The sequence below is a fragment of the Ureibacillus thermophilus genome (genome assembly GCF_004331915.1).
GTDB lineage: Bacteria > Bacillota > Bacilli > Bacillales_A > Planococcaceae > Ureibacillus > Ureibacillus thermophilus.
The window spans coordinates 2,149,920-2,172,893 of record NZ_CP036528.1 but is presented as its reverse complement, the minus strand read 5'-3'; the positions used below and the strand labels follow the sequence as shown (position 1 = coordinate 2,172,893).

Annotated in this window: 25 protein-coding genes; 22 read left to right on the top strand and 3 right to left on the bottom strand. The window is 39.5% G+C overall.

Going from position 1 to position 22,974, the window contains the following annotated elements; genetic code table 11:
* Positions 1 to 46: 46 nt before the first annotated feature.
* A complete protein-coding gene (sigK, locus tag DKZ56_RS10790) occupies positions 47 to 781 on the bottom strand; it encodes an RNA polymerase sporulation sigma factor SigK (protein WP_208649997.1) in 735 nt (244 codons plus the stop codon).
* 259 nt (positions 782 to 1,040) lie between these two features.
* Between sigK and DKZ56_RS10785 the strand changes: the two genes are divergently transcribed.
* The 11 genes from DKZ56_RS10785 to DKZ56_RS10735 all read left to right on the top strand — a co-directional run bounded on the left by DKZ56_RS10785 (position 1,041) and on the right by DKZ56_RS10735 (position 9,691).
* Positions 1,041 to 1,559, top strand: coding sequence for a YqeG family HAD IIIA-type phosphatase (locus DKZ56_RS10785; RefSeq protein ID WP_208649996.1), 519 nt, complete (start codon positions 1,041 to 1,043; stop codon positions 1,557 to 1,559).
* Positions 1,559 to 2,662, top strand: coding sequence for a ribosome biogenesis GTPase YqeH (yqeH, locus tag DKZ56_RS10780; RefSeq protein WP_208649995.1), 1,104 nt, complete (start codon positions 1,559 to 1,561; stop codon positions 2,660 to 2,662). The genes DKZ56_RS10785 and yqeH overlap by 1 nt, the downstream gene beginning before the upstream one ends.
* Before the next feature lie 20 nt (positions 2,663 to 2,682).
* A complete protein-coding gene (gene aroE, locus DKZ56_RS10775; protein WP_208649994.1) occupies positions 2,683 to 3,504 on the top strand; it encodes a shikimate dehydrogenase in 822 nt (273 codons plus the stop codon).
* Positions 3,505 to 3,521: 17 nt separating this feature from the next.
* The gene (yhbY, locus tag DKZ56_RS10770) at positions 3,522 to 3,815 is read left to right on the top strand and encodes a ribosome assembly RNA-binding protein YhbY (protein WP_208649993.1); all 294 of its coding nucleotides are present in this window, start codon (positions 3,522 to 3,524) and stop codon (positions 3,813 to 3,815) included.
* Positions 3,816 to 3,837: 22 nt separating this feature from the next.
* The gene (locus DKZ56_RS10765; RefSeq protein ID WP_208649992.1) at positions 3,838 to 4,410 is read left to right on the top strand and encodes a nicotinate-nucleotide adenylyltransferase; all 573 of its coding nucleotides are present in this window, start codon (positions 3,838 to 3,840) and stop codon (positions 4,408 to 4,410) included.
* Positions 4,397 to 4,954, top strand: coding sequence for a bis(5'-nucleosyl)-tetraphosphatase (symmetrical) YqeK (gene yqeK / locus DKZ56_RS10760; RefSeq protein WP_208649991.1), 558 nt, complete (start codon positions 4,397 to 4,399; stop codon positions 4,952 to 4,954). Before DKZ56_RS10765 ends, yqeK begins: the two co-directional genes overlap by 14 nt.
* Before the next feature lie 62 nt (positions 4,955 to 5,016).
* Positions 5,017 to 5,364, top strand: coding sequence for a ribosome silencing factor (rsfS, locus tag DKZ56_RS10755; protein ID WP_208649990.1), 348 nt, complete (start codon positions 5,017 to 5,019; stop codon positions 5,362 to 5,364).
* The gene (locus DKZ56_RS10750; protein ID WP_245989427.1) at positions 5,357 to 6,097 is read left to right on the top strand and encodes a class I SAM-dependent DNA methyltransferase; all 741 of its coding nucleotides are present in this window, start codon (positions 5,357 to 5,359) and stop codon (positions 6,095 to 6,097) included. The genes rsfS and DKZ56_RS10750 overlap by 8 nt, the downstream gene beginning before the upstream one ends.
* A gap of 81 nt (positions 6,098 to 6,178) precedes the next feature.
* Complete coding sequence (locus tag DKZ56_RS10745; protein ID WP_208649988.1) at positions 6,179 to 6,814, top strand: helix-hairpin-helix domain-containing protein; 636 nt, start codon at positions 6,179 to 6,181, stop codon at positions 6,812 to 6,814.
* A gap of 35 nt (positions 6,815 to 6,849) precedes the next feature.
* The gene (locus DKZ56_RS10740) at positions 6,850 to 7,419 is read left to right on the top strand and encodes a ComE operon protein 2 (protein ID WP_208649987.1); all 570 of its coding nucleotides are present in this window, start codon (positions 6,850 to 6,852) and stop codon (positions 7,417 to 7,419) included.
* The gene (locus DKZ56_RS10735) at positions 7,403 to 9,691 is read left to right on the top strand and encodes a DNA internalization-related competence protein ComEC/Rec2 (RefSeq protein ID WP_245989425.1); all 2,289 of its coding nucleotides are present in this window, start codon (positions 7,403 to 7,405) and stop codon (positions 9,689 to 9,691) included. The genes DKZ56_RS10740 and DKZ56_RS10735 overlap by 17 nt, the downstream gene beginning before the upstream one ends.
* 39 nt (positions 9,692 to 9,730) lie before the next feature.
* On the opposite strand, the gene DKZ56_RS10730 is transcribed toward DKZ56_RS10735, so the two are convergent.
* The gene (locus DKZ56_RS10730) at positions 9,731 to 9,895 is read right to left on the bottom strand and encodes a YqzM family protein (protein WP_208649986.1); all 165 of its coding nucleotides are present in this window, start codon (positions 9,893 to 9,895) and stop codon (positions 9,731 to 9,733) included.
* 174 nt (positions 9,896 to 10,069) lie between these two features.
* On the opposite strand from DKZ56_RS10730, the gene holA reads away from it, so the two are divergent.
* The gene (gene holA / locus DKZ56_RS10725; protein ID WP_208649985.1) at positions 10,070 to 11,080 is read left to right on the top strand and encodes a DNA polymerase III subunit delta; all 1,011 of its coding nucleotides are present in this window, start codon (positions 10,070 to 10,072) and stop codon (positions 11,078 to 11,080) included.
* Between the two features lie 210 nt (positions 11,081 to 11,290).
* Here holA and rpsT read toward each other — a convergent pair whose 3' ends face one another.
* Entirely contained in the window at positions 11,291 to 11,551 is a 261-nt protein-coding gene (gene rpsT / locus DKZ56_RS10720) for a 30S ribosomal protein S20 (RefSeq protein ID WP_208649984.1), read from the bottom strand.
* A 157-nt stretch (positions 11,552 to 11,708) separates the two neighbouring features.
* Here rpsT and gpr point away from each other — a divergent pair, with 157 nt between their 5' ends.
* The 10 genes from gpr to prmA all read left to right on the top strand — a co-directional run bounded on the left by gpr (position 11,709) and on the right by prmA (position 22,953).
* On the top strand, positions 11,709 to 12,740 hold the full coding sequence (gpr, locus tag DKZ56_RS10715) for a GPR endopeptidase (protein WP_208649983.1): 1,032 nt from the start codon (positions 11,709 to 11,711) through the stop codon (positions 12,738 to 12,740).
* A 49-nt stretch (positions 12,741 to 12,789) separates the two neighbouring features.
* The gene (gene spoIIP, locus DKZ56_RS10710; protein ID WP_245989423.1) at positions 12,790 to 13,590 is read left to right on the top strand and encodes a stage II sporulation protein P; all 801 of its coding nucleotides are present in this window, start codon (positions 12,790 to 12,792) and stop codon (positions 13,588 to 13,590) included.
* A gap of 248 nt (positions 13,591 to 13,838) precedes the next feature.
* Positions 13,839 to 15,671, top strand: coding sequence for a translation elongation factor 4 (lepA, locus tag DKZ56_RS10705; protein WP_208649981.1), 1,833 nt, complete (start codon positions 13,839 to 13,841; stop codon positions 15,669 to 15,671).
* A 130-nt stretch (positions 15,672 to 15,801) separates the two neighbouring features.
* A complete protein-coding gene (gene hemW / locus DKZ56_RS10700) occupies positions 15,802 to 16,944 on the top strand; it encodes a radical SAM family heme chaperone HemW (RefSeq protein ID WP_208649980.1) in 1,143 nt (380 codons plus the stop codon).
* 90 nt (positions 16,945 to 17,034) lie between these two features.
* On the top strand, positions 17,035 to 18,066 hold the full coding sequence (hrcA, locus tag DKZ56_RS10695; RefSeq protein WP_208649979.1) for a heat-inducible transcriptional repressor HrcA: 1,032 nt from the start codon (positions 17,035 to 17,037) through the stop codon (positions 18,064 to 18,066).
* A 15-nt stretch (positions 18,067 to 18,081) separates the two neighbouring features.
* Positions 18,082 to 18,723, top strand: a complete 642-nt coding sequence (gene grpE / locus DKZ56_RS10690; protein WP_208649978.1) for a nucleotide exchange factor GrpE — start codon at positions 18,082 to 18,084, stop codon at positions 18,721 to 18,723.
* Positions 18,724 to 18,759: 36 nt separating this feature from the next.
* On the top strand, positions 18,760 to 20,583 hold the full coding sequence (gene dnaK / locus DKZ56_RS10685) for a molecular chaperone DnaK (protein ID WP_208649977.1): 1,824 nt from the start codon (positions 18,760 to 18,762) through the stop codon (positions 20,581 to 20,583).
* A 38-nt stretch (positions 20,584 to 20,621) separates the two neighbouring features.
* Positions 20,622 to 20,744 (top strand): hypothetical protein, encoded by a 123-nt coding sequence (locus DKZ56_RS15765; RefSeq protein WP_281275655.1) that lies wholly within the window; start codon positions 20,622 to 20,624, stop codon positions 20,742 to 20,744.
* Between the two features lie 102 nt (positions 20,745 to 20,846).
* Positions 20,847 to 21,983: a molecular chaperone DnaJ gene (gene dnaJ, locus DKZ56_RS10680; RefSeq protein WP_208649976.1), complete on the top strand. Its 1,137-nt coding sequence runs from the start codon at positions 20,847 to 20,849 to the stop codon at positions 21,981 to 21,983.
* A gap of 34 nt (positions 21,984 to 22,017) precedes the next feature.
* Positions 22,018 to 22,953, top strand: a complete 936-nt coding sequence (gene prmA, locus DKZ56_RS10675) for a 50S ribosomal protein L11 methyltransferase (protein ID WP_208649975.1) — start codon at positions 22,018 to 22,020, stop codon at positions 22,951 to 22,953.
* Positions 22,954 to 22,974: the final 21 nt, after the last annotated feature.

Sequence of the window (22,974 nt, the reverse complement as noted above, 5' to 3'; positions counted from 1 at the left end):
TTTTCTTTTTTTATAAAAAAATGAGCCGCTCGTATCATGAGGCGGCTCAATCTTTTTCTTTTTTTTCCCGTTCCCTCTCTCTTTCGTTTTGATGATGTTTAAACTGTTGATACAATTTCACAAGGGCTCTTTTTTCAATGCGGGATACATAGCTTCTTGAAATATTTAATTTTTTGGCGATTTCCTTTTGGGTGAGCGGCTCTTCATTGTTTAATCCATATCGGTAAATGATAATCTCTAATTCTCTAGGTTCCAACGCGCTTAAATAAGAGTATAGCTGATCGAAGCTTTCTTTTTGTTCAATTTTTTCGATGGCCGGCTTTTCATCCAGCTGTAAAATATCCCGGATTTGCAATGATTGTCCTTCTTTATCGACACCAATTGGTTCAAATAAAGAAACGTCTTTTTGCACCTTTTTTTGCGCTCTTAAATGCATGAGGATTTCGTTCTCGATACATCTAGCTGCATATGTGGCAAGGCGGGTCTTTTTATCCGGTGTATAGCTGCTAACCGCTTTCATTAACCCGATGGTTCCAATAGAAATATAATCGTCCAATTGTTCATGGGGTGGATGAAATTTTTTGACGACGTGCGCAACGAGCCTCATATTGCGTTCGATTAAATCGAGCCTTGCTTGTTCATCGCCGGCTAAAAATCGTTCAATGGCCTCAGCTTCTTCTTCGGATGTGAACGGTTTATGAAATGCCTGCCCTTTAAGGTATCCTAGAAAGGCGGGTATGTCTAGCCAGAACTGGATCAATGATGCAAATATACCGCCCAAAGAGCACATCCTTTCCGCTTTTTTCGACATTATATGAATTATATTATGCTAACATGCGTGATATCGATTATTTTGTAGAAAAAAGCAAATGAAATGATGCTTTAATAAAATATAAAGATTTGATAGTTTTGAAAAAGGTTCAAATGTTGTACTATTATTTGAGGGCAACATGCTTAGGATGCGTTGGCTACATAGGTTTTGAATTGAAGGTTATGCTATAATGGAATATAAAATTTTGTAAAAGGGGAAGAAATGGGTTTTGTACAAGTTATTTTTGCCAAATGAATTTGTAATCTCTGTGTTTGAAATTACGCCAGACAAATTAAAACAGCGGGGAATACGCGGTATAATTACCGATTTAGATAATACGTTAATAGAATGGAATCGTGCGGATGCAACGGATGAGATTGTCGAATGGCTGCGAATGTTAAAAGATGCTGGTATTCGGGTTGTTATTGCCTCCAATAACAGTGAGGCGCGGGTCAAGCGATTTGCAGAGCCGCTTGGAATTCCGTATGTATATCGGGCAAAAAAACCTCTTGGATATGCTTATAAAGCGGCGCTAGAAAAATTGGAGTTAAGTAAAAATGAAGTCGCGATGATAGGCGATCAATTGCTGACAGATATTTTGGGTGCAAAAAGGCTCAATCTCTATACTTTTTTAGTTCGGCCTGTAGCAGAGTCGGACGGCTTTGTTACGCGTTTTAACCGTTTTGTGGAACGGCGTGTATTCAAAGTTTTAAAACGAAAAGGAATAACGATGTGGGAGGAAAGATGATGACTGAAATGCCAACTTGCATTGGCTGCGGTGTTAAAATCCAGACGGAAAATCCGGACATGCCCGGCTATGCACCGCCAAAATCATTAGAAAAAGAACAAGTTATTTGCCAAAGATGCTTCCGTTTGAAGCATTATAATGAAATTCAGCCGGTTCGCTTAACGGATGATGATTTTTTGAGAATTTTAAACGGCATAAGCGAACATGATGGACTCATTGTGAAAATCGTCGACATTTTTGATTTTAATGGAAGCTTTATTCCAGGCATCCATCGTTTTGTTGGAAAAAATCCGGTATTGCTCGTTGCGAATAAATCGGATTTATTGCCGAAATCGGTGAAACGGGAAAAAGTGATCCGATGGTTGAAGCGGGCTTGCAGGGATTATGGCTTATTCCCAATCGATGTGAAGCTGGTGAGCGCCCATAAAGGCTATGGAATGAATGAAGTTATTGAAACCATTGAGAAGTACCGCGATGGAAAAGACGTTTTTGTAGTAGGATGTACAAATGTCGGAAAATCTACCTTCATCAATCAAATTATCAAACGGGTGACAGGTGAAGGGAATTTGATTACCACTTCCCACTTCCCTGGCACAACGCTGGATATGATTGAAATTCCATTGGATGATGGAAGAGCCATTTATGATACTCCTGGGATTATCAACCATCACCAAATGGCCCACCATATTCATGAGAGCGAATTGAAGTACATCACGCCGAAAAAGGAAATTAAGCCAAAAGTGTATCAATTAAATGACAAGCAAACGTTATTTATTGGCGGGCTTGCCCGATTTGATTATGTGAAAGGAAACCGCAATTCGTATACGATTTATGTATCAAATGACTTGCCAATCCACCGCACAAAGCTGGAAAAAGCGGATTCATTGTATGAAGAACACAAAGGAGAGCTATTGTCTCCACCATCCAAAGAATTTTTGGAGTTTTTGCCGGAGTTTGTTCGCCATGAATTTTCCATTAAGGAAGGAAAAACGGATATTGTCATTTCCGGACTTGGATGGATTACGGTGCAGCAGCCGAATGCCGTTGTTGCTTGCTATGCGCCTAAAGGGGTAGAAGTGTTTGTTCGTCCTTCGTTAATTTAAAAGAGAAGAGGGGTGGGAAAATGAAGAAATGGTTTGCTGTCATTGGCGATCCAATCGCCCATTCAAAATCGCCTTTTATGCATAATGCATGGTTTGAAGAAATGGAAATTGATGCAGCATATATTCCAATTCATGTAAAAAGCGAAAATTTAGAGGAAGCTGTGTCCGCATTAAAATTATTGGGGGCAAGCGGCTTTAATGTGACTGTTCCCCATAAGGAAGCCATCATTCCTTTTTTAGATGATCTGGATTCAATGGCAGAAAAAATGGGGGCAGTGAATACCGTTGTACGGCAAGCAGATGGCACATTGAAAGGCTATAATACGGATGGCGCCGGGTTTGTTCATTCTTTAGAAGAAGCAGTAGGAAAGCATCGTGAGAAAAAAGTGCTTCTCATTGGTGCTGGAGGAGCGAGCCGCGGGATTGCCTTTGCTTTGAAGGAATACGGCTATCAGGAAGTGGATATCGCCAACCGCACTGTTATAAAAGCTCAAGCAATCATAGAAGAACTCGGCGGTGGAGCCAGCCTTTCTCTTGATGAAGCAAAACAGCGGTTAGACGAATATGGCATTATTATTCAAGCCACTTCCTTAGGACTTTCAACAGGAGAAAGCAAACTTCCTCTATCTTTGGAGAAATTGCAGAAAGAGACAATTGTTGCGGATATTGTGTATAATCCTTTAATGACTCCTTTCCTAATAGAAGCGGAAAAACGAGGAGCGAAAATTGTCACAGGCTTGGGCATGTTTGTTCATCAAGGAGCGATTGCTTTTCAATACTGGCTTGGGCAATATCCAAATACGGAAAACATGATGCAAAAATTAATCGAACAATTAAAATAGACAACTAGGAGGAACTTATGCTCACAGGAAAACAAAAAAGATTTTTAAGGGCAGAGGCCCATCATTTAACCCCAATCTTTCAAGTTGGAAAGGGCGGGGTAAACGAACAGATGCTTCGCCAAATAGAGGATGCCCTTGAGGCGAGAGAACTTATAAAAGTACGCATATTAGACAACTGTGAAATGGACAAGCATGAAGTGGCTCAAGCCTTGGCGGAAGGAACAAATTCAGAGCTTGTACAGTTAATCGGGCTGACGGTTGTTTTATATAAAGAATCGAAGAAGCATAAAAGAATTCAATTACCTAAATAAGTTTAAAGTTGGGTGTTCGTTCATGAAAAAAGTCGGCATATTAGGAGGGACTTTCAATCCTCCCCATATGGGACATTTAATAATGGCAAATGAAGCGTATCATGCTTTAAAGCTGGATGAAGTCCGCTTTATGCCTAATGCCATTGCTCCCCACAAAAAAAAGGAAGACGAATCGACGGATGCAAATCGGCTGCGCATGCTGGAGCTTCTAGTCAAACCATATAAAGAATTTACCATTGAAACCATTGAGCTTGAACGAGGCGGAATTTCTTATACTTATGAGACGATGGTGGCTTTAAAAGAACGGGAGCCGGATGTGGAATTTTATTTCATTATCGGAGGGGATATGATTGATACCCTCCACACATGGCACAACATCGATGAACTGGTTAAACTTGTCCAGTTTGTCGGCATTAAGAGGCCGGGAACGAAGTCCAAGTCGCCATTTAACATTATCATGGTAGAAGCTCCTGAATTCGCTTTATCTTCCACGTTAATCCGCAAACGGTTCAAAACAGGCGGAACATTAAGATATCTTTTGCCGCCAGAAGTGGAAGCATACATACGAAAGGAAGGTCTTTATGGAGCGAAATGAATATTTAGAGAAAATCAAATCCCGGATGCCAGAAAAACGATTTATTCATACTATAGGAGTAATGGAGACGGCCATCCAGTTAGCTGAAAAATATGGAGCGGATGCAAAAAAAGCGGAAATTGCCGCAATCTTGCATGATGTGGCTAAATATGCCGATGAAGAGTGGATGAAAACCATTGTAAAAGAACACGGACTTGATTTAAGATTATTGGACTGGGGGCCAGAAATTTTACACGGACCTGTCGGAGCATGGATTGCGGAAAATGAATTTCAAATTCATGATGAAGAAATATTAAATGCCATTCGTTTCCATACAACAGGCCGGGCTAATATGTCCAAATTGGAGAAAATTATTTATATAGCGGATATGATTGAACCGAACCGCAAATTTGACGGGGTTGAGAAGTTGAGAAAAAAAGCGCAGGAAGATTTGGATGAGGCAATGCGTGCAAGCATTCGCCATACCCTTGCCTTTTTGGTGGAATCAAAACAGCCTATTTTCCCTGATTCCATTGAGTGCTACAACGATTATTATAAAGAATAGTTTTACCTTTTTGATTGTTTCGCAAAATAGTATTAAAGCAAAAGGAGAGGAATTTTGATTCAATGGCAGATCTTTTACAATTAGTTTATAAAGCATTAGATGACAAACATGCAGAAGATATCGTCGTATTAAATATGCAAAATATTTCGCTATTGGCGGATTATTTCATTATTTGCCACGGAAATTCAGACCGCCAAATTCAGGCCATAGCAAGAGAAGTGAAAGAAAAGGCTGAAGAAAATGGCTTTACGGTAAAAAGAATGGAAGGCTATGACGCTGCTCGCTGGGTATTAATCGATTTGGAAGATGTGGTAGTGCATATTTTCAATAAAGACGAACGCCAATTCTATAATCTTGAACGATTATGGGGAGATGCGCCGCAAATCGAAGTGGAGGTTGCCAGTGAATAGTTACGAACGTTTCGCTGAAGTATATGATGCGCTCATGGAAGATGTTCCATATGAAAAATATGTTGATTGGGTCGCTTCCTATGCGCCCAGTTCTGAATATCCCATCTTGTTGGATGTGGGATGCGGAACAGGAACATTGTCCATACTATTCCGCCAAGCGGGCTACAAAGTAAGCGGCATTGATTTATCGGAATCGATGCTTGCCATTGCGGAGCTGCGGGCCCAGGAAGCGGGCTTGTCGATTCCTTTCTACCAAATGTCCATGGATGAATTGGAAGGATTTTCTGATGTAGATGCCGTTGTAATCCCTATCGATTCGATCAATTACTTGGGAGAAGAACATCAAGTAAAAGAAACGTTCAATCGAATTTATTCTTCGTTGCGCAAAGGCGGACAGCTGTTTTTTGACGTTCATTCCCTTCATAAAATGAATCATATTTTTTTGCAAAGTCCTTTTATGTATGACGATGGGGAAATTGTATATCTCTGGACAACCGAAAAAGGAGATGTGGAACATTCCATTATCCATGACATTATCTTTTTCGTGTTAGATGAGTCCACGGGCTTATATGAACGTTTTGATGAACAACATTTTCAAAGAACATTTCCTATTGAAACCTACGAAGCTTGGCTGAAAGAAGCCGGATTTTCTCAAGTAGTGGTGACCGCCGATTGGGAAAACCAATTGCCAAATAAGGAAAGTGAGCGAATTTTTATTCGGGCAGTAAAATAGTCTTTTCAAGTAGAAGGTAAATCAGTATGATAAAAGTAGTTCCATATGATTTACCTTCTATCATTTTGGAAGGGGTGCTGTATGATTTTCCATCAATTGTTTAAAACGTATGGAAAAATGATCATAGCACCCGGAATCCTTTGCATCATCGCAATCATTTATTTTCTTCAGCAAGACGGTTCAGAAGAAACTGAACTCATTTCAACCATTCCCCAAACCCAAACTTTCGACGAAATGGAAACCTTTCAATTAGAAGAGCCCGCTTCCACCAAAGTTGTAGTGGATGTTAAAGGGGCTGTAAAATTTCCCGGAGTCTATGAATTAACAACAGAAGATCGAATTATCGACGCCATTCAATTGGCAGGCGGCTATTTGGAAGAGGCCGATTCACAATATATTAATCATGCGCAAAAATTGCAGGATGAAATGGTCATTTACATCCCGAAAAAAGGTGAATCTTTTGAAAGAGAAGAGCCATCCATTGGACATAGTTTTGTGAAAAGTGCCGCTACCACTAAAAATGAGCCGCTAGTGAACATTAATACGGCGGATGAATCCCAATTGATGACATTGCCTGGGATAGGACCATCCAAAGCAAAAGCGATCATCCAATATCGCGAGGAGCATGGAAAATTTAAACAAATTGATGAAATTAAAAATGTCTCCGGCATTGGTGAAAAAACATTCGAAAAATTGAAAGACCTAATTACGATATAATAGAAATACAGAATACAACTATTGGAGGTAATCATATGGAGCGAATTACTTGGGACCAATATTTTATGGCCCAAAGCCACTTATTGGCATTGAGAAGCACTTGCCCTAGACTAAGCGTCGGTGCAACGATTGTACGGGACAGAAGAATTATTGCAGGAGGCTATAACGGCTCTATTTCTGGTGCAGAACATTGCAATGATGAAGGATGCTATATCCGAGACAACCATTGCGTGCGCACAATCCACGCTGAAATCAACGCATTGCTGCAATGTGCCAAATACGGCATCTCTACAAACGGAGCGGATATTTACATCACCCATTTCCCATGCTTGCAATGCACAAAAGCCATCATTCAATCCGGCATCAAAAATGTCTACTATGCCAGCGATTATAAAAATGATCCTTATGCGTTGGAACTGTTTGTAAAGGCTGGCGTGTGTGTGATGCAAGTGCCTTTTGATAAAACTAATATTGACTTCCTAAAAATTGAAAAGCATCAGTTAATGCTTGATTTATTGAACAAGCTGCGGGAAATGGGGGCGGATGAACAAGAGTTATCTTATTATGAAGAGAAGGTGAAAGAATTATTTGATTCTGCGAAATAAATGGATTTATTTTGCCTTGGCGGTGCTCGTTGCTTCTGTTAGCGCCCATGAAAGTCCATGGCTTTTAGTTTTTCTCTTGCCTTTAGCTTTACATGCCATTTATAAAAAGCATCCACCAGTCCATCTATTGGCTTTATTTCTATGCGGCATCGTTTCTTTTGGCTATATTTCTTTTCAATTAAAAGAAATTGAAAAGCCTATTCACTTGCCGCACGTTTATAAATGGACAAGCGACTATAAAATCAATGGGGACGCTCTAAGAGGGTTTATGAAGGATGAAGAGGGAAGAAAAGTGTATGTGACCTATAAGCTCTCTTCTGAAGAGGAAAAACGGTGGTTTGAATCGATTGCTTTGGCTGGCAGGCAGTTTTATGTACAGGGGAAAGTGGTAAAGCCTACTAGACCCCATCATCCCTATAGTTTCCAAATGGAGAGCTATTTGAAAAGCAAAGGTGCACAAGGCATCATCGAAATTACGGTTCTCCAATATGTAGATACGACATTTTCTTTATCTCAAAAAATCAACGAAATGCGTCTTCATTTAAAAAAACATATAGAAAAAGCATTTCCAGCTTCTTTAGCTCCTGAAGCGGAAGCATTGCTCATTGGCTTGCAGGAAGAGATGGATGATGAAACAAAGAGGGCCTATCAAAAGCTGGGCATTACCCATTTGTTTGCCATCTCGGGACTGCATATCGGAATTCTTTCCTTTCTTTTTTATGAAGGGCTTCTCCGCTTGCATATGAGGCGGGAACTAGCGGCGATTTTTTTAATGGTGTGTTTGCCTCTATATGCCATTTTGTCCGGTGGTGCGCCTTCTGTTTGGCGGGCGGTGGCAGTGGTGGAGCTTTTGATGCTTTCCCGGTTGAAACATCGACTTTCCATGGATGATGCCCTTGCTATCAGTTTCATTGGATTTGTGCTATTGGAGCCGGGAGTGATTTACCAAATCGGCTTTCAGCTATCCTATTTGGCAACGGCTAGTTTAATTTATTCTAGCCAATTTCTTCAATCCATTCATTCGTGGTGGAAGAATGCTTTTGCAGTCACATTTCTTTGCCAACTCATTGTTTACCCTTTGCTTCTTTTTCACTTTTATGAACTCAGCCTTTCCTCGTTTATTGCCAATCTATTGTATGTGCCTCTCTTTTCCTTTCTCATTTTGCCCATCAATATAGCTTTATTATTTCTTACCTTTATTCCAGGGCCATTCTCTGATCTTGTTTTTTTCTTCTATGAACCATTCCGCCAACTAATCTCAAACATCACGTTCATTTTGGAATCTTTACCTTATCAAATGTGGGTTCCAGGGAAGCCATCCTTATTTTTAATAGGAATTGCGTATTTCAGCGTATTCATCGCCTTGTATTTAATCGATTGCCGGGCGAAAAAGAAATATATTGCGCTTGTATTGCTGATTCCTGCACTGTTAATTCACTTTCAAGATAAAATGAATCCAAATCTTGTCATCACCTTTATCGATGTGGGGCAGGGAGATTGTATTTTGATTGAGCTTCCTTACCGCCAAAAAGTGTATTTGATTGACTCAGGAGGCGTTTTACGGTTTCAACAGGAAGAATGGAGAAAAGGCAAAGATTATGAAGTAGGAAGGCAAATTGTCGTGCCCTTTTTGAAAGGAAAAGGCATTTCAAAAATTGATGCGTTTATTTTGACCCACGCTGACAGCGATCATGTGGAAGGGGCGGAAGAAATTTTAAAGGAGATTCGCGTCGGAGAAATTCATGTAACGCCTTCATCTTGGTCAAAACCTGTAATGGAAGATTTACTCGATGAAGCGAAGGAGCAAAAAGTCCCTATTATAGAAAAAAGGGCAGGCGTTTCTTGGAGAGAAGGGCAGGTTTTTTTTCAATATCTTTGGCCAATGGATATTGAATACGAAGGAAATAATGATTCCCTTGTGTTGTATTTAGAGATGGGCGATTTTCAAGCATTGTTTACAGGAGATTTGGAAGCGGAAGGGGAACAGGAGCTTCTAACAGCTTATCCGGCCCTACATGATATTGATTTATTGAAAGCAGGGCATCATGGCAGCAGAACTTCAAGCAGCGAAGCCTTTATCCAACAAATGAAACCGGAGCTTACCATTTTCTGTGCAGGAGAAAATAATCGGTTCGGTCATCCCCATCAAGAGGTGGTGGAGCGCTTTTGGAAGCACCATTTAAAAACCATGACCACTGGGGAAGTCGGAACAATTGAAATAACGGTCAACCATCAACAAATGAAAGTGGAAAGGACAAATATAAAAAAATAGAGTGTAGACAAGTTCCCCTTGCCTACACTCTATTGAAAATTAAGCTACAGCATCAAAAATAATAGCAATAATAAACATTAAAGTAAAGAATAAGAATGATACCACGAAGCCGATTCCAGCGTCAATTGCATCATTGCGTTTGCAAGAAGCATTTTCGCCTTCAAATGGGTTATGTGTAACAAAATTTTCGTTATGATTTGCCATATGATAACCTCCTACTCAAAGTCCATTATAAGTCAACGGAAAATAAAAAGCTATATGAGATTGTGGAAAATCTTTTATCTTTCTATTTCATTTTGACACATTTTATACAAAAAATACAGTTCTTTATTTCAATCGTGTATACTATTGGTACGAACAATTTGGAGGTTACTTGAAATGTTTGAGAAAGTTTGGAAAGAGATTGAAAAGGGCACTATCGCCCCCATTTACTGCATTTATGGTGAAGAAGCTTATTTTATAGATGAAACCATTCAACGGATTAAAAAAGTTTTAAGCAAAAATGAAGAAGTGGAAATGACCACTTTTGATTTAGAGGAAACTCCTGTCGATTTTGTAATAGATGAAGCGGATACTTTTCCTTTTTTATCTGAACGGAAATTAATTGTGGCAAAAAATGCAACCTTTTTAAAAGCTGCGGAAAGAGGAGCAGAAAAAATCGACCATGATTTAAAACGCCTCGAAAACTGGCTGAAAAACCCTTCCGATTTTGCAGTGGTGATTTTTATTGCTCCTTATGAAAAACTGGATGAGCGGAAAAAAATTACGAAGCTTATGAAGGAAACAAGCGTTATGCTACACGCAGAAGCGCTTGGGGAGAAAGATTTAGCCGTCTGGATTCAAAGCGAGGCCGCAAGTTGGGGCAAAAAGATCGAGGATGATGCGGTCGATAAACTGGTTGAAATGGTCGGTGAAAATATGAACCAACTTCAAATGGAAATTGAAAAACTAGCCCTTTATTTAGGGGATGAGGTCGTCATTTCAAAGGAGCTTGTGGAAAATTTAGTGGCCATAACATTAGAACATGATGCCTTTAAAATGTTAAATGCTTATTTAGCCCATAACACTCAAGAAGCCCTTCGAATTTATCATGATTTATTGCGCCAAAAGGAAGAGCCGATTAAACTGGTGGGGTTGCTTGCAAACAATATCAGAACGATGAACAGTGTTTATTATTTACATAAAAAAGGTTATCCTCCAACCCAAATTTCAAAGCAATTAAACATCCATCCATACCGGGTCAAAATAATGCTGGAACGAAAAAACCGACCTACAGAAGAGAGGCTGCTAAAAGCCTTAAATGAATTGGCGGAAATCGATTTGCAATTAAAAACAACCGGGGGAAACCGAGAGAGATACTTAGAAATGTTTTTATTAAAAAGTTTATAAAAAACGAGGCTGGGACATAAACCAAAAATTATAGGGGCAGCTGAAAGAATTTTGATAAAAAATGGATATAACTAAAAATCGTTTTAATAACATATCAAAAAAACATCATTTTCTCTTTGGAGAAAATGATGTTTTTTTTAGATTTGTCCAAACCTCAATTTTCGATAAGAAAAAAGATCAATTGTCATAAAAACAATTGATCTTTTTATTTTAGTTTGCTTGAGCTAATTTTTTTGCAAGGCGAGATTTTTTGCGGCTTGCAGCATTTTTATGGATGATTCCTTTGCTAACAGCTTTGTCAAGAGCTTTAGTAGCTTGAATCACTAATTCTTGTGCGTTGTCAGCACCGCTAGCGATTGCTTGCTCAGCTTTTTTCACAGCTGTACGCATAGCTGATTTTGCTGAAGAGTTTGCAACGTTTGCTTTTTTGTTTGTTTTTACGCGTTTGATTGCTGATTTAATATTTGGCATGTTTTCACCTCCTAATAAGAATACGAGATGATAAATTCTCTAATCAATTGTTAATACAACAGAAAACATTATACAAAAGGAAATCTATAATTGCAACACATAAATGCAAAGAATATTTACTTGACAGAATGAACATGATAGAAAAGAGGTGATCATCATGCAAGAAATCAATTGGACTAGAACTGACTTAATCGATGAAACGGAAGAGGTCGTTCAGCACCAAACGAAGCAGCAAAAAGAGAAGTTAGATGATTCAGAAGGCGTCCTCTTTGAAGAATTCAATGAAAATCGTGTAAAAGTGACAAAAGTAACCGTCAGCAAAGAAGGCTCCGAAGAAATTGGAAAAAAAGAGGGGCAATATATTACATTAACGGTTCCATCTCTAAATATTGACGACCTTGAGGGAATGGAGCAATTGGAAAAAGCTTTTCTCAAATACATTGAAGAAATTCATAAAGACATCAAATTCACCAAAGACAGCAAAGTTTTAGTAATTGGCCTAGGAAACAAAACCATAACGCCGGATGCCATTGGTCCCTTTACCATTGATGCAATGCAAGCAAGACAACTGGAGGAGCATGTGGATCAATTTATTTTATATGCCCCTGGCGTTACAGGGCAAACAGGCTTTGAAACGAGCGATTTTGTCCATGCTTTAACAGAAAAAATTAAACCGGTTTTGGTGTTGGCCATTGATGCATTAGCTACCCGTGGAACATCGAGATTATGCAAAACCATTCAAATTACAAATACCGGAATTCATCCAGGTTCAGGAGTAGGAAATCAGCGGACAGAAATTTCAAAAGAAGTGTTGGGTGTACCTGTCACGGCCATTGGTGTTCCAACGGTGGTAGATGCAACAGTTATCATTGCCGATGCAGTGGATAAAGTCTTCCGCTCCATTGCAAAAAAAGTTCAAGAAAAAAATAAACCTTCAGGAAAACTAGCCGTAACCTCTTGGACATCCGATTCGGAAGATGAAGAAATTGATTACGAAGTGATTCGGCCAATCTTTGGCGAATGGTCAACTTGGTCAAAGGCAGAACGGCGGCAATTATTTGAAGAAGTGCTTTTGTCCAATTCCCAAAGACTAATTGTCACACCAAAAGAAGTCGATATTTGGATGACGAAATACGCCACGCTCATCAGCAATTGTCTATTTCAATGGATTGATGAGAAAGTGAACTAGTTCTAAAAATTCTCTTCCTTCCATATGGTAGAGGAAGGAGAGGATGCTGATGAACAAATTGAGAGGATTTGTACTGACAATACTTTTCTTTTTTTCGCTACCAATTGTGATAGGGTTTATGCCTTTTCCAAACAATGAAAAATATGTGCCTGCCACACCAGAAGAAAAAATACTTTATGCATCAAACGATTTGGTTGTTTCTGATGTGGCGCCTCCAAAAGAGCCTTTTAAAGTGCTTTTGTTGTTTACTCATTCCCATGAAACCTATAAACCGTTTTTACAAAATGAAAAGGGAATGGTGGCTGTTTATGACGATCAATCAAATTTATATTCCATGCATCAGCTAATGGAAGATTACTTCCGGTTGAACGGCATGGAAGCGAAAACGCTTGATGTCGATGTGATGACGGTTTTAAAGGAAAATGGAAAAACGATTGTTGATGCCTATAAAACGGTAAGGCCTTATGTTGCGGAAGAATTAAAGACAAATCAATACGATTTGATTTTAGATATACATCGGGATTCTGCTTCTTACAAAAAGACGACAATTGTCCATAAAGATGTTTCTTATGCAAAAGCAGCCTTTGTCATCGGTGCGGAAAATCCTAATTATAAACTGAATAAATCAATTGCCCAAACAATCAGTGATTCCATGAATGCAATCATTCCGGATATTTCTCGAGGAATTATTGAAAAGAAGGGCTCAGGTGTAGACGGGGTGTATAATCAAGATTTAGCGAAGGAATTTATTTTAATTGAAATTGGAGGCATTGATAATACCGAAGATGAAGTGTATCGGACGGCTGCGGTGCTGGCGCAAGCGGTAGCGAATAGTTTGGCGAAAAAATAATTCTTTATGAAAGCGTTTAAGGGGGGTTTATCTTTTAAACGCTTTTTTATTTGTGAGCAGGTTGGAAGCAGGAGAAGAACAGTATTTGTTTGTTATTGTGCTTTTGTTGTCATTCATAGTATAATTCAACTTAGTTTATCATTTTATGTAAAAAATATGTCAATCCGAAGTTATATAGAGGAAAGTTAAAGCCTCCTGCGAAATAGAAAAGCCCAACTCGCATGGAGGCATTTGTTAGGAGTGAAGATATGAATCGCGAAGAACGATTAGAACGACAAAAACGCATCAGAAACTTTTCTATTATCGCTCATATTGACCATGGAAAATCCACGTTAGCGGACCGTATTTTAGAAAAAACGAAAGCCCTAACGGAACGGGAAATGAAGGAACAGCTTTTGGATTCCATGGACATTGAACGGGAACGCGGCATTACAATTAAATTAAATGCTGTTCAATTAAAATATCAGGCAAAAGATGGACAAATTTATATTTTCCATTTAATTGATACTCCTGGACACGTCGATTTTACTTATGAAGTGTCCAGAAGTTTAGCCGCTTGTGAAGGGGCTATTTTAGTGGTCGATGCTGCGCAAGGCATTGAGGCACAAACCCTTGCGAACGTTTATTTAGCCCTTGACAACGATTTGGAAATTTTGCCGGTCATTAACAAAATCGACTTGCCTGCAGCAGATCCTGAAAAGGTTCGCAGAGAAATTGAAGATGTAATTGGTCTTGATGCGGAAGATGCAGTGTTGGCCAGCGCAAAAGCCGGCATCGGAATTGATGAATTATTGGAGCAAATTGTTGAAAAAATTCCAGCACCATCTGGGGACCCGGATGAACCGTTGCAAGCCCTTATTTTTGACTCTTACTACGATTCCTATAAAGGGGTCGTTGTATTAGTGCGGGTGGTGAACGGTACTGTAAAACCTGGCGACAAAATCCGCTTTATGGCGACAGGAGCCGAATACGAAGTGGTGGAAGTTGGGGTACATACGCCGAAAGCTACGCAGGTGGTTGAATTAACAGTCGGCGATGTTGGCTACATTACCGCATCCATCAAAAATATTAGCGATACGAACGTCGGGGATACAATCACCCATGCCGACCGCCCAGCGAAAGAGGCGCTTCCTGGGTACCGGAAATTAAATCCAATGGTGTTCTGCGGACTTTACCCAATCGATACAGCCAAATATAACGACTTGCGTGAAGCTTTGGAGAAACTAGCATTAAATGACTCGGCTTTGCAATTTGAGCCGGAAACTTCCCAAGCGTTAGGCTTTGGCTTCCGGTGCGGTTTCTTAGGTTTATTGCATATGGAAATCGTTCAAGAACGTCTTGAGAGAGAGTTCAATCTAGACCTCATTACAACGGCGCCATCCGTTATTTATGAAGTTGAAATGACGGACGGTACAAAGGTAAGAGTGGACAACCCATCCATGATGCCAGCGCCGCAAAAAATCGACCAAGTGCTGGAGCCGTATGTGAAAGCGACGATTATGGTGCCGAATGATTATGTCGGCGCGGTGATGGAACTTTGCCAAAGAAAACGCGGCACATTTATCAATATGGACTATATTGATACAACACGTGTAACAATTACGTACGAAATGCCGCTTTCTGAAATTGTTTATGATTTCTTTGACCATTTAAAATCCAGCACGAAAGGCTATGCTTCCTTCGATTACGAGTTAATTGGATACAAGCCATCCAAACTGGTGAAAATGGATATTTTAATTAACGGCGAAAAAGTCGATGCATTAAGCTTTATCGTCCATCGGGATTTTGCTTATGAACGAGGCAAGATAATTGTGGAAAAACTTAAAGATATTATTCCGCGCCAACAGTTTGAAGTGCCAATTCAAGCAGCAATTGGAACAAAAATCATTGCCCGTTCCAACATTAAAGCAATGCGCAAAAACGTATTGGCAAAATGTTATGGCGGGGACATTTCACGGAAGCGCAAATTGCTTGAAAAGCAAAAAGAAGGGAAAAAGCGCATGAAGCAAGTAGGCTCCGTGGAAATCCCTCAGGAAGCGTTCATGGCCGTATTGAGAATGGATGATGAAAATAAAAAATAAGCTTATTTTAGAGGGGGTTCGAAAGTTTAACTTTCTAGACACCCTCTTTTTCTGTATAAATCCCTTCCACATTGAATTTTCCATTTGAAATTGTACAATAGTAAGATAAATAGTAGAAAGAAGGGATCCAATGGTCCGAGGAGTATATATCCATATTCCTTTCTGTCATCAAATATGCAATTACTGCGACTTTAACAAAGTGTATTTTCATAAGCAGCCGGTAGATGAATACATTGAAGCCGTCGGGAAAGAAATGGCGATGGTTGTCTCAAAGGAACCGGAGCAATTTGCAAACATAGAAACGATTTATTTAGGAGGAGGCACACCAACTGCTCTTTCTCCTAAGCAGCTGGAACGTCTTTTGGAGCTGATTGCTGATTGTTTGCCGACCAATGTACTTGAATTTACAGCAGAAGCGAATCCAGATGAACTTTCCATTGATAAATTGAAAGCATTAAAAAACGGTGGCGTAACAAGGCTTAGTTTAGGGGTTCAGTCCTTTGATGAAGCACTCCTCCAAAAACTGGGCAGAACCCATACGATAAATCATATTTATCAAGGGATTGAATGGGCAAAGAACGTCGGTTTTGAAAATATTAATATTGATTTAATGTATGGGCTTCCTGGACAGACTCTCAAGCAGTGGGAAGATACTCTTGAAACGGCACTTAGGTTAAACTTGCCTCATTATTCCGCCTATTCATTAATAGTGGAACCGAAGACGGTTTTTTACATTCAATATGCAAAGGGAAAACTCCAACTGCCTGGGGAAGAATTGGAGGCAAAAATGTATGAAATGCTGATGGACGAGATGGAAGAGAAGGGGATTCATCAATACGAAATCAGCAATTTTGCAAAAGAAGGCTATGAATCTATTCATAATAAAATTTATTGGGACAATGATGAATATGCAGGATTTGGCGCTGGAGCCCATGGATATATGAACGGCATCCGATATTCCAATTGCGGTCCAATCAAAAAATATTTGCAAGCAATCGAGACGGGAAAAAGGCCGATACTCTATCAACATCAAGTTACAATCTCGGAAAAGTGCGAAGAGGAAATGTTTTTAGGACTCAGAAAAAATGAAGGGGTTTCTTTTAAACAGTTTGAAATGAAAATGGGCTTTTCCATGAATGAAAAATATGGCGATGTGATTCACAGACTAATCATTGAAGGTTTAATAATGGAAGATGCCGGACGTTTAAAGTTAACAAAAAAAGGCCGCTTTTTAGGCAATGAAGTGTTCCAACAATTTTTATTGAGCGAGTAGGGGTATTTCGTTGACACTGATTCATTGTTTTGCTAATTTTATTATAGTATTAGCACTCTCGTTAAACGAGTGCTAACAGAGGTGATTTTCATGTTAACTGAGCGTCAATTGCAAATCTTGCAAGTAATCGTTGATGATTTTGTAACATCTGCTCAACCTGTTGGATCTCGTCAAATTTCAAAGAAAAAAGGCATTAATTATTCACCAGCCACTATTCGAAATGAAATGGCAGATTTAGAAGAACTTGGCTATTTAGAAAAAACCCATGTATCTTCAGGACGCATTCCTTCTGAAAAAGGATATCGTTACTATGTGGATCACCTATTGCAACCTAAACGCATGTCCGTTGAGGAAATAAATTTAATTCAATCCATTTTTGAAAAACAAAAGGTTGAAATGGAACAAATGATTCGTGAAGCTGCAAGCATTTTGTCTGAATTGACATCTTATACTGCCATTTTGCTTGGACCTAACGTGACAGATCATCGAGTTAAACGCTTTCAAATTATTCCTCTTTCAAAACAAATGGCAGTTGCAATAATCGTTACAGATATAGGGCATGTGGAAAACCAAGTCATTTCTTTGCCTGATGGCTTTGATTCTTCAGATATCGAAAAAACGGTGAATATTTTAAATGAACGGTTAATGGGCGTTCCGTTGATTCATCTTCAACATAAATTGGAAAAAGAAACTTATGAAGTATTAAAGCAGCATGTCCATATGGCGGATTCCATCATTCAATCATTGCTAAAAGTTGCATCTGTTGAAAATAATAGTAAAATTTACTTTGGCGGCAAAACGAATATGTTGAATCAGCCGGAGTTCCACGATATTAACAAAGTCCGTCAATTATTGGAATTAATGGACAAAAAGAGTCAAGTAATGTCTTTGTTCCAGCCAGTGAAACAGGGAATTACGATTCGCATCGGGTCTGAAAACAATCATATTGCTGTGGAGCATTGCAGTGTCATTACGGCATCTTATTCTGCCGGCGAAGACCAAAATGGCGCTATTGCTATCATTGGACCGACTAGAATGGATTATAAGCGGGTCGTAACATTGCTTGACATTGTTAGAAGAGGATTGTCGAGAACATTCACAGAAAAATTGAATGGTGGATAGTAAGGAGGATTTTAAGTGTCCGAAACGACAGAAAACAAGAACAAACAGGAAGAAACAATCGAACAAGATGATACTGTAAAAGAAGAAGCAGCTGCTCAAGCAAATGGAGAGGTTGCATCTTCCAATGAAGAAGCCTCTCAAAACAAAGAAGCGGGCAATGAAGAAGATGCTAGCTCTTTAGTTGAAGGGCCTTTAGTGGAAGAATATAAAGCGAAAATTGCTGAGTTGGAAGCAAAGCTTGAGGAAGAAGAAAACCGCTATTTGCGTTTGAGAGCGGATTTTGAAAATATGCGTCGACGCAGCCAGCTTGATTTGCAGGCGGCTGAAAAATACCGCGCCCAAAGCTTGCTTATGGATTTATTGCCAGTGATTGATAATTTCGAAAGAGCACTGGATGTCAAAGTGGAATCGGAAGACGCAAAAAATTTATATAAAGGAATTGAAATGGTCTACAATATGCTCATTGAAGCAGCGAAGAAAGAAGGGCTTGAAGTCATTCCGGCTGTAGACCAACCTTTTGATCCGAATGTTCATCAAGCGATTATGCAAGAGTCTGATCCAGAAAAAGAATCCGGCATTGTTTTAAAAGAATTCCAGAAAGGGTATAAATTGAAAGATCGCGTATTAAGACCATCTATGGTTTCTGTTAATGAGTAATGAAATTTGTGTGTGAAATAGGAGGTAAAATTCAATATGAGTAAAATTATTGGTATTGACTTAGGTACTACGAACTCTGTTGTAGCAGTATTAGAAGGTGGAGAACCTAAAATCATCCCGAACCCAGAAGGAAACCGTACAACACCTTCTGCTGTTGCTTTTAAAAATGGAGAACGTCTAGTAGGAGAAGTGGCAAAACGCCAAGCCATTACAAACCCAAATACAATTCTTTCCATTAAATCCCACATGGGTACTGACTACAAAGTAAAAGTGGAAGATAAAGAATACACTCCTCAAGAAATTTCAGCGATGATTTTACAATATTTAAAAAGCTACGCTGAAGATTACCTAGGCGAAAAAGTAACAAAAGCAGTTATCACTGTGCCAGCTTACTTTAATGATGCTCAACGCCAAGCAACAAAAGATGCTGGACGAATTGCCGGATTAGAAGTGGAACGCATCATTAACGAGCCTACTGCCGCTGCCCTTGCTTACGGATTGGATAAATTAGAAGAAGACCAAAAAATCTTAGTATTCGACCTTGGCGGCGGTACATTCGACGTTTCCATCCTTGAACTTGGCGACGGCGTTTTCGAAGTGCTTGCTACTGCCGGTGATAACCAACTTGGCGGCGATGATTTCGACAAAAAAATCATTGACTACTTAGTGGATGAATTCAAAAAAGAACATGGCATCGACTTATCAAAAGATAAAATGGCAATGCAGCGCTTAAAAGATGCTGCGGAAAAAGCGAAAAAAGAATTATCAAGCGCCACTACTACACAAATTTCATTGCCATTCATTACGGCAGGTCCAGAGGGTCCATTACACTTAGAAACATCTTTAACTCGCGCCAAATTTGAAGAGTTGACAAAAGACTTAATTGAACGCACTATGGTTCCTGTTCGCCAAGCTCTTTCTGATGCTGGACTTACTGCATCTGATATCGATAAAGTTATCCTTGTTGGTGGTTCAACACGGATTCCAGCGGTTCAAGAAGCTGTAAAACGTGAAACAGGCCATGAACCTCATAAAGGCGTTAACCCAGATGAAGTAGTTGCGATGGGTGCAGCCATTCAAGCGGGCGTTATTGCTGGAGATGTAAAAGACATCGTACTTCTTGACGTAACTCCGCTTTCATTAGGTATTGAGACAATGGGTGGCGTGTTCACAAAATTAATCGAACGCAACACAACAATCCCAACTTCTAAATCTCAAATTTTCACAACAGCTGCAGATAACCAACCTGCTGTGGATATTCATGTATTGCAAGGTGAACGTCCAATGGCAGCAGATAACAAAACATTGGGCCGTTTCCAATTAACAGATATTCCACCAGCTCCACGTGGTGTACCGCAAATTGAAGTTACATTCGATATCGACAAAAACGGTATCGTATCTGTTAAAGCGAAAGACCTTGGCACTGGCAAAGAGCAAAAAATCGTTATTCAATCAAACTCAGGTTTATCTGAAGAAGAAATTCAACGTATGATTAAAGAGGCGGAAGAAAACGCTGAAGCGGACAAAAAACGTAAAGAAGAAGCAGAACTCCGCAACGAAGCGGATCAATTAGTATTCCAAGTGGATAAAACAATCAATGACTTGGGCGACCAAATCACAGAAGATGAAAAGAAATCTGTATCAGAAGCAAAAGATGCATTATCTAAAGCATTAAAAGAAGGTTCCATCGACGAAATCAAATCTGCAAAAGAAAAACTTGAAGGTGTGCTTCAACCATTAATCATAAAAGTATACCAACAAGCTGCTCAACAAGCACAAGCGAACCAAAGCGGAGACGGTAAAAAAGACGACGGTGTAGTGGATGCAGATTTTGAAGAAGTAAAAGACGAAGATAAATAATAAATTCTCCATGTTTTAAAAAGAAAAGGCGGTTTACTATGTATAAAGCCCTCCTTCGCACCGCCTTTTCTCTCATTATCAACATAGCTGTTCTATTCAACATCGATACATGGTTGGATGAAGTCAAAGCCGTTTTGGTCTTTGACTTTTTCCATGAATAGAACCTTTTTGTGAAACCTATAATTACAGCATTTTTCACTTTAACAAAATCTACGCATATATGATAAAATAGACGTTATGTTAAAGAGAGCGAGTGTGAGGTAATGAAACGTGACTATTATGAAGTCCTTGGCGTCAGCAAAAACGCCACAAAGGATGAAATAAAGAAAGCATATAGAAAATTATCGAAAAAATATCACCCTGATTTGAACAATGAACCGGATGCAGCAGAAAAATTTAAAGAGATTAATGAAGCCTATGAAGTGTTAAGCGATGACCAAAAAAGAGCTCAATATGATCAATTTGGGCATGCCGGAGTAAACGGCCAAGGCGGCGGTTTTAGCGGCGGTGGTTTCAGCGACTTCGGCTTCGGCGGCTTTGAAGATATATTTGACACGTTCTTTGGCGGCGGTTCAAGACGAAGAAGAGATCCAAATGCTCCTCGAAAAGGCGACGATCTGCAGTATCGCATGAACATTTCCTTTGAAGATGCAGTGTTTGGTAAACAAACAGAAATTGAAATTCCTAGAGAAGAAGAGTGTGACACATGCCACGGTTCAGGGGCAAAACCTGGCACAAATCCAAAAACGTGCGATAAATGTAACGGTACAGGTCAAATCAGCCAGGCAATCGACACGCCTTTGGGACGAATTGTTAATCGCCGTACTTGTGGTTACTGTCATGGTACTGGTAAAATAATCGAAGAAAAATGTACAACTTGTGCCGGAAAAGGTCGAGTACAAAAACGGAAAAAAATCAAAATCAATATTCCTGAAGGCATTGATGACGGCCAACAATTGCGCGTAGCCGGCCAAGGAGAGCCTGGCATCAATGGAGGACCTCCTGGCGACTTATACATTGTCTTTAAAGTAGGAAAACATCCTTACTTTGTCAGAGAAGGGGACGATATTTACTATGATTTAAAAATTACGTTCCCTCAAGCGGCTTTAGGCGATGAAATAGAAGTGCCAACCATCCATGGAAAAGTGAAATTAAGAATTCCACCTGGAACTCAATCCGGCGCTCAATTCCGCATTAAAGATAAAGGAGTAAAAAACATCCATGGCTACGGCAGAGGCCATCAATATGTGAACGTAAAAGTTGTAACACCAACAAATTTAACAGAACGGCAAAAACAATTGTTGCGCGAATTTGCTGAAATTAGCGGCGATATTCCAGAAGAACAAGAAAGCTCATTATTAAATAAAATCAAAAAAAAATTTAAAGGTGAGACAAAATAAGAAATGACGAGGAAACATTGGAGTGTGATTGCAAGTGAAATGGACTGAATTATCCGTATTGACAACGAATGAAGCGGTTGAAGCCGTTTCCAATATTTTTCATGAAGCTGGAGCAAGCGGGGTAGTCATTGAAGATTCATCCGAATTCATAAAAGAACGGGATAATGTATATGGAGAAATTTATGACTTAAGTCCAGATGATTATCCTGCTGAAGGGGTGATTGTGAAGGCTTATCTTCCTGCATCCAGCTTTTTGGCTGAAACGATTGAGGAAATCAAACTTGCAATCGCCAACTTGAAAAATTTCAATATCAATATAGGGAAAAATATTCTAACGACTTGTGAAGTAAACGAAGACGATTGGGCTACATCATGGAAGCAATATTATCATCCAATTAAAGTTTCTGAACGTTTCACCATTGTGCCTACTTGGGAAAACTATGAACGTAAAAATTCCGATGAAATCATCATTGAGCTTGACCCTGGAATGGCCTTTGGTACCGGAACGCATCCTACAACCGTCATGTGTCTGCAAGCATTGGAAAAAGTAGTGAAACCGGGGGATGTTGTGATTGATGTCGGCACCGGTTCAGGCGTTTTATCGATAGCTTCTGCTTTGTTAGATGCTAGTAAAGTGCTCGCCCTTGATTTAGACCCGGTTGCTGTCAAGTCAGCAAAAGAAAATGTGGAGTTAAATAAGGTGGAAAACATCGTTGAAGTATTGCAAGGGAATTTGTTAGAAACTGTTAATATCAATGCGGATGTAGTGGTGGCCAACATTTTAGCGGAAGTCATCATGAGCTTTACAGACGATGCTTATTCCATTCTTAAACCAGGGGGAACGTTTATTACATCAGGAATTATAGGTGCAAAAAAAGAAGATGTAAAAAGCGCCCTTGAAAAATCCGGATTTTCCATTGATGAAGTTTTAATGTTGGAAGATTGGGTTTCCATCATTGCGAAAAAATAATTTATGGAGTTGTCGATTAAG

Coding starts and splice junctions, on each gene's coding strand:
- hemW (WP_208649980.1), top strand. CDS start 15,802: ATGGTCCGAGGAGTATATATCCATATTCCTTTCTGTCATCAAATATGC.
- yhbY (WP_208649993.1), top strand. CDS start 3,522: ATGCTCACAGGAAAACAAAAAAGATTTTTAAGGGCAGAGGCCCATCAT.
- gpr (WP_208649983.1), top strand. CDS start 11,709: ATGCAAGAAATCAATTGGACTAGAACTGACTTAATCGATGAAACGGAA.
- hrcA (WP_208649979.1), top strand. CDS start 17,035: ATGTTAACTGAGCGTCAATTGCAAATCTTGCAAGTAATCGTTGATGAT.
- dnaJ (WP_208649976.1), top strand. CDS start 20,847: ATGAAACGTGACTATTATGAAGTCCTTGGCGTCAGCAAAAACGCCACA.
- dnaK (WP_208649977.1), top strand. CDS start 18,760: ATGAGTAAAATTATTGGTATTGACTTAGGTACTACGAACTCTGTTGTA.
- DKZ56_RS10765 (WP_208649992.1), top strand. CDS start 3,838: ATGAAAAAAGTCGGCATATTAGGAGGGACTTTCAATCCTCCCCATATG.
- DKZ56_RS10730 (WP_208649986.1), bottom strand. CDS start 9,895: ATGGCAAATCATAACGAAAATTTTGTTACACATAACCCATTTGAAGGC.
- rsfS (WP_208649990.1), top strand. CDS start 5,017: ATGGCAGATCTTTTACAATTAGTTTATAAAGCATTAGATGACAAACAT.
- rpsT (WP_208649984.1), bottom strand. CDS start 11,551: ATGCCAAATATTAAATCAGCAATCAAACGCGTAAAAACAAACAAAAAA.
- spoIIP (WP_245989423.1), top strand. CDS start 12,790: ATGAACAAATTGAGAGGATTTGTACTGACAATACTTTTCTTTTTTTCG.
- aroE (WP_208649994.1), top strand. CDS start 2,683: ATGAAGAAATGGTTTGCTGTCATTGGCGATCCAATCGCCCATTCAAAA.
- yqeH (WP_208649995.1), top strand. CDS start 1,559: ATGACTGAAATGCCAACTTGCATTGGCTGCGGTGTTAAAATCCAGACG.
- DKZ56_RS10745 (WP_208649988.1), top strand. CDS start 6,179: ATGATTTTCCATCAATTGTTTAAAACGTATGGAAAAATGATCATAGCA.
- yqeK (WP_208649991.1), top strand. CDS start 4,397: ATGGAGCGAAATGAATATTTAGAGAAAATCAAATCCCGGATGCCAGAA.
- holA (WP_208649985.1), top strand. CDS start 10,070: ATGTTTGAGAAAGTTTGGAAAGAGATTGAAAAGGGCACTATCGCCCCC.
- DKZ56_RS10740 (WP_208649987.1), top strand. CDS start 6,850: ATGGAGCGAATTACTTGGGACCAATATTTTATGGCCCAAAGCCACTTA.
- lepA (WP_208649981.1), top strand. CDS start 13,839: ATGAATCGCGAAGAACGATTAGAACGACAAAAACGCATCAGAAACTTT.
- DKZ56_RS15765 (WP_281275655.1), top strand. CDS start 20,622: ATGTATAAAGCCCTCCTTCGCACCGCCTTTTCTCTCATTATCAACATA.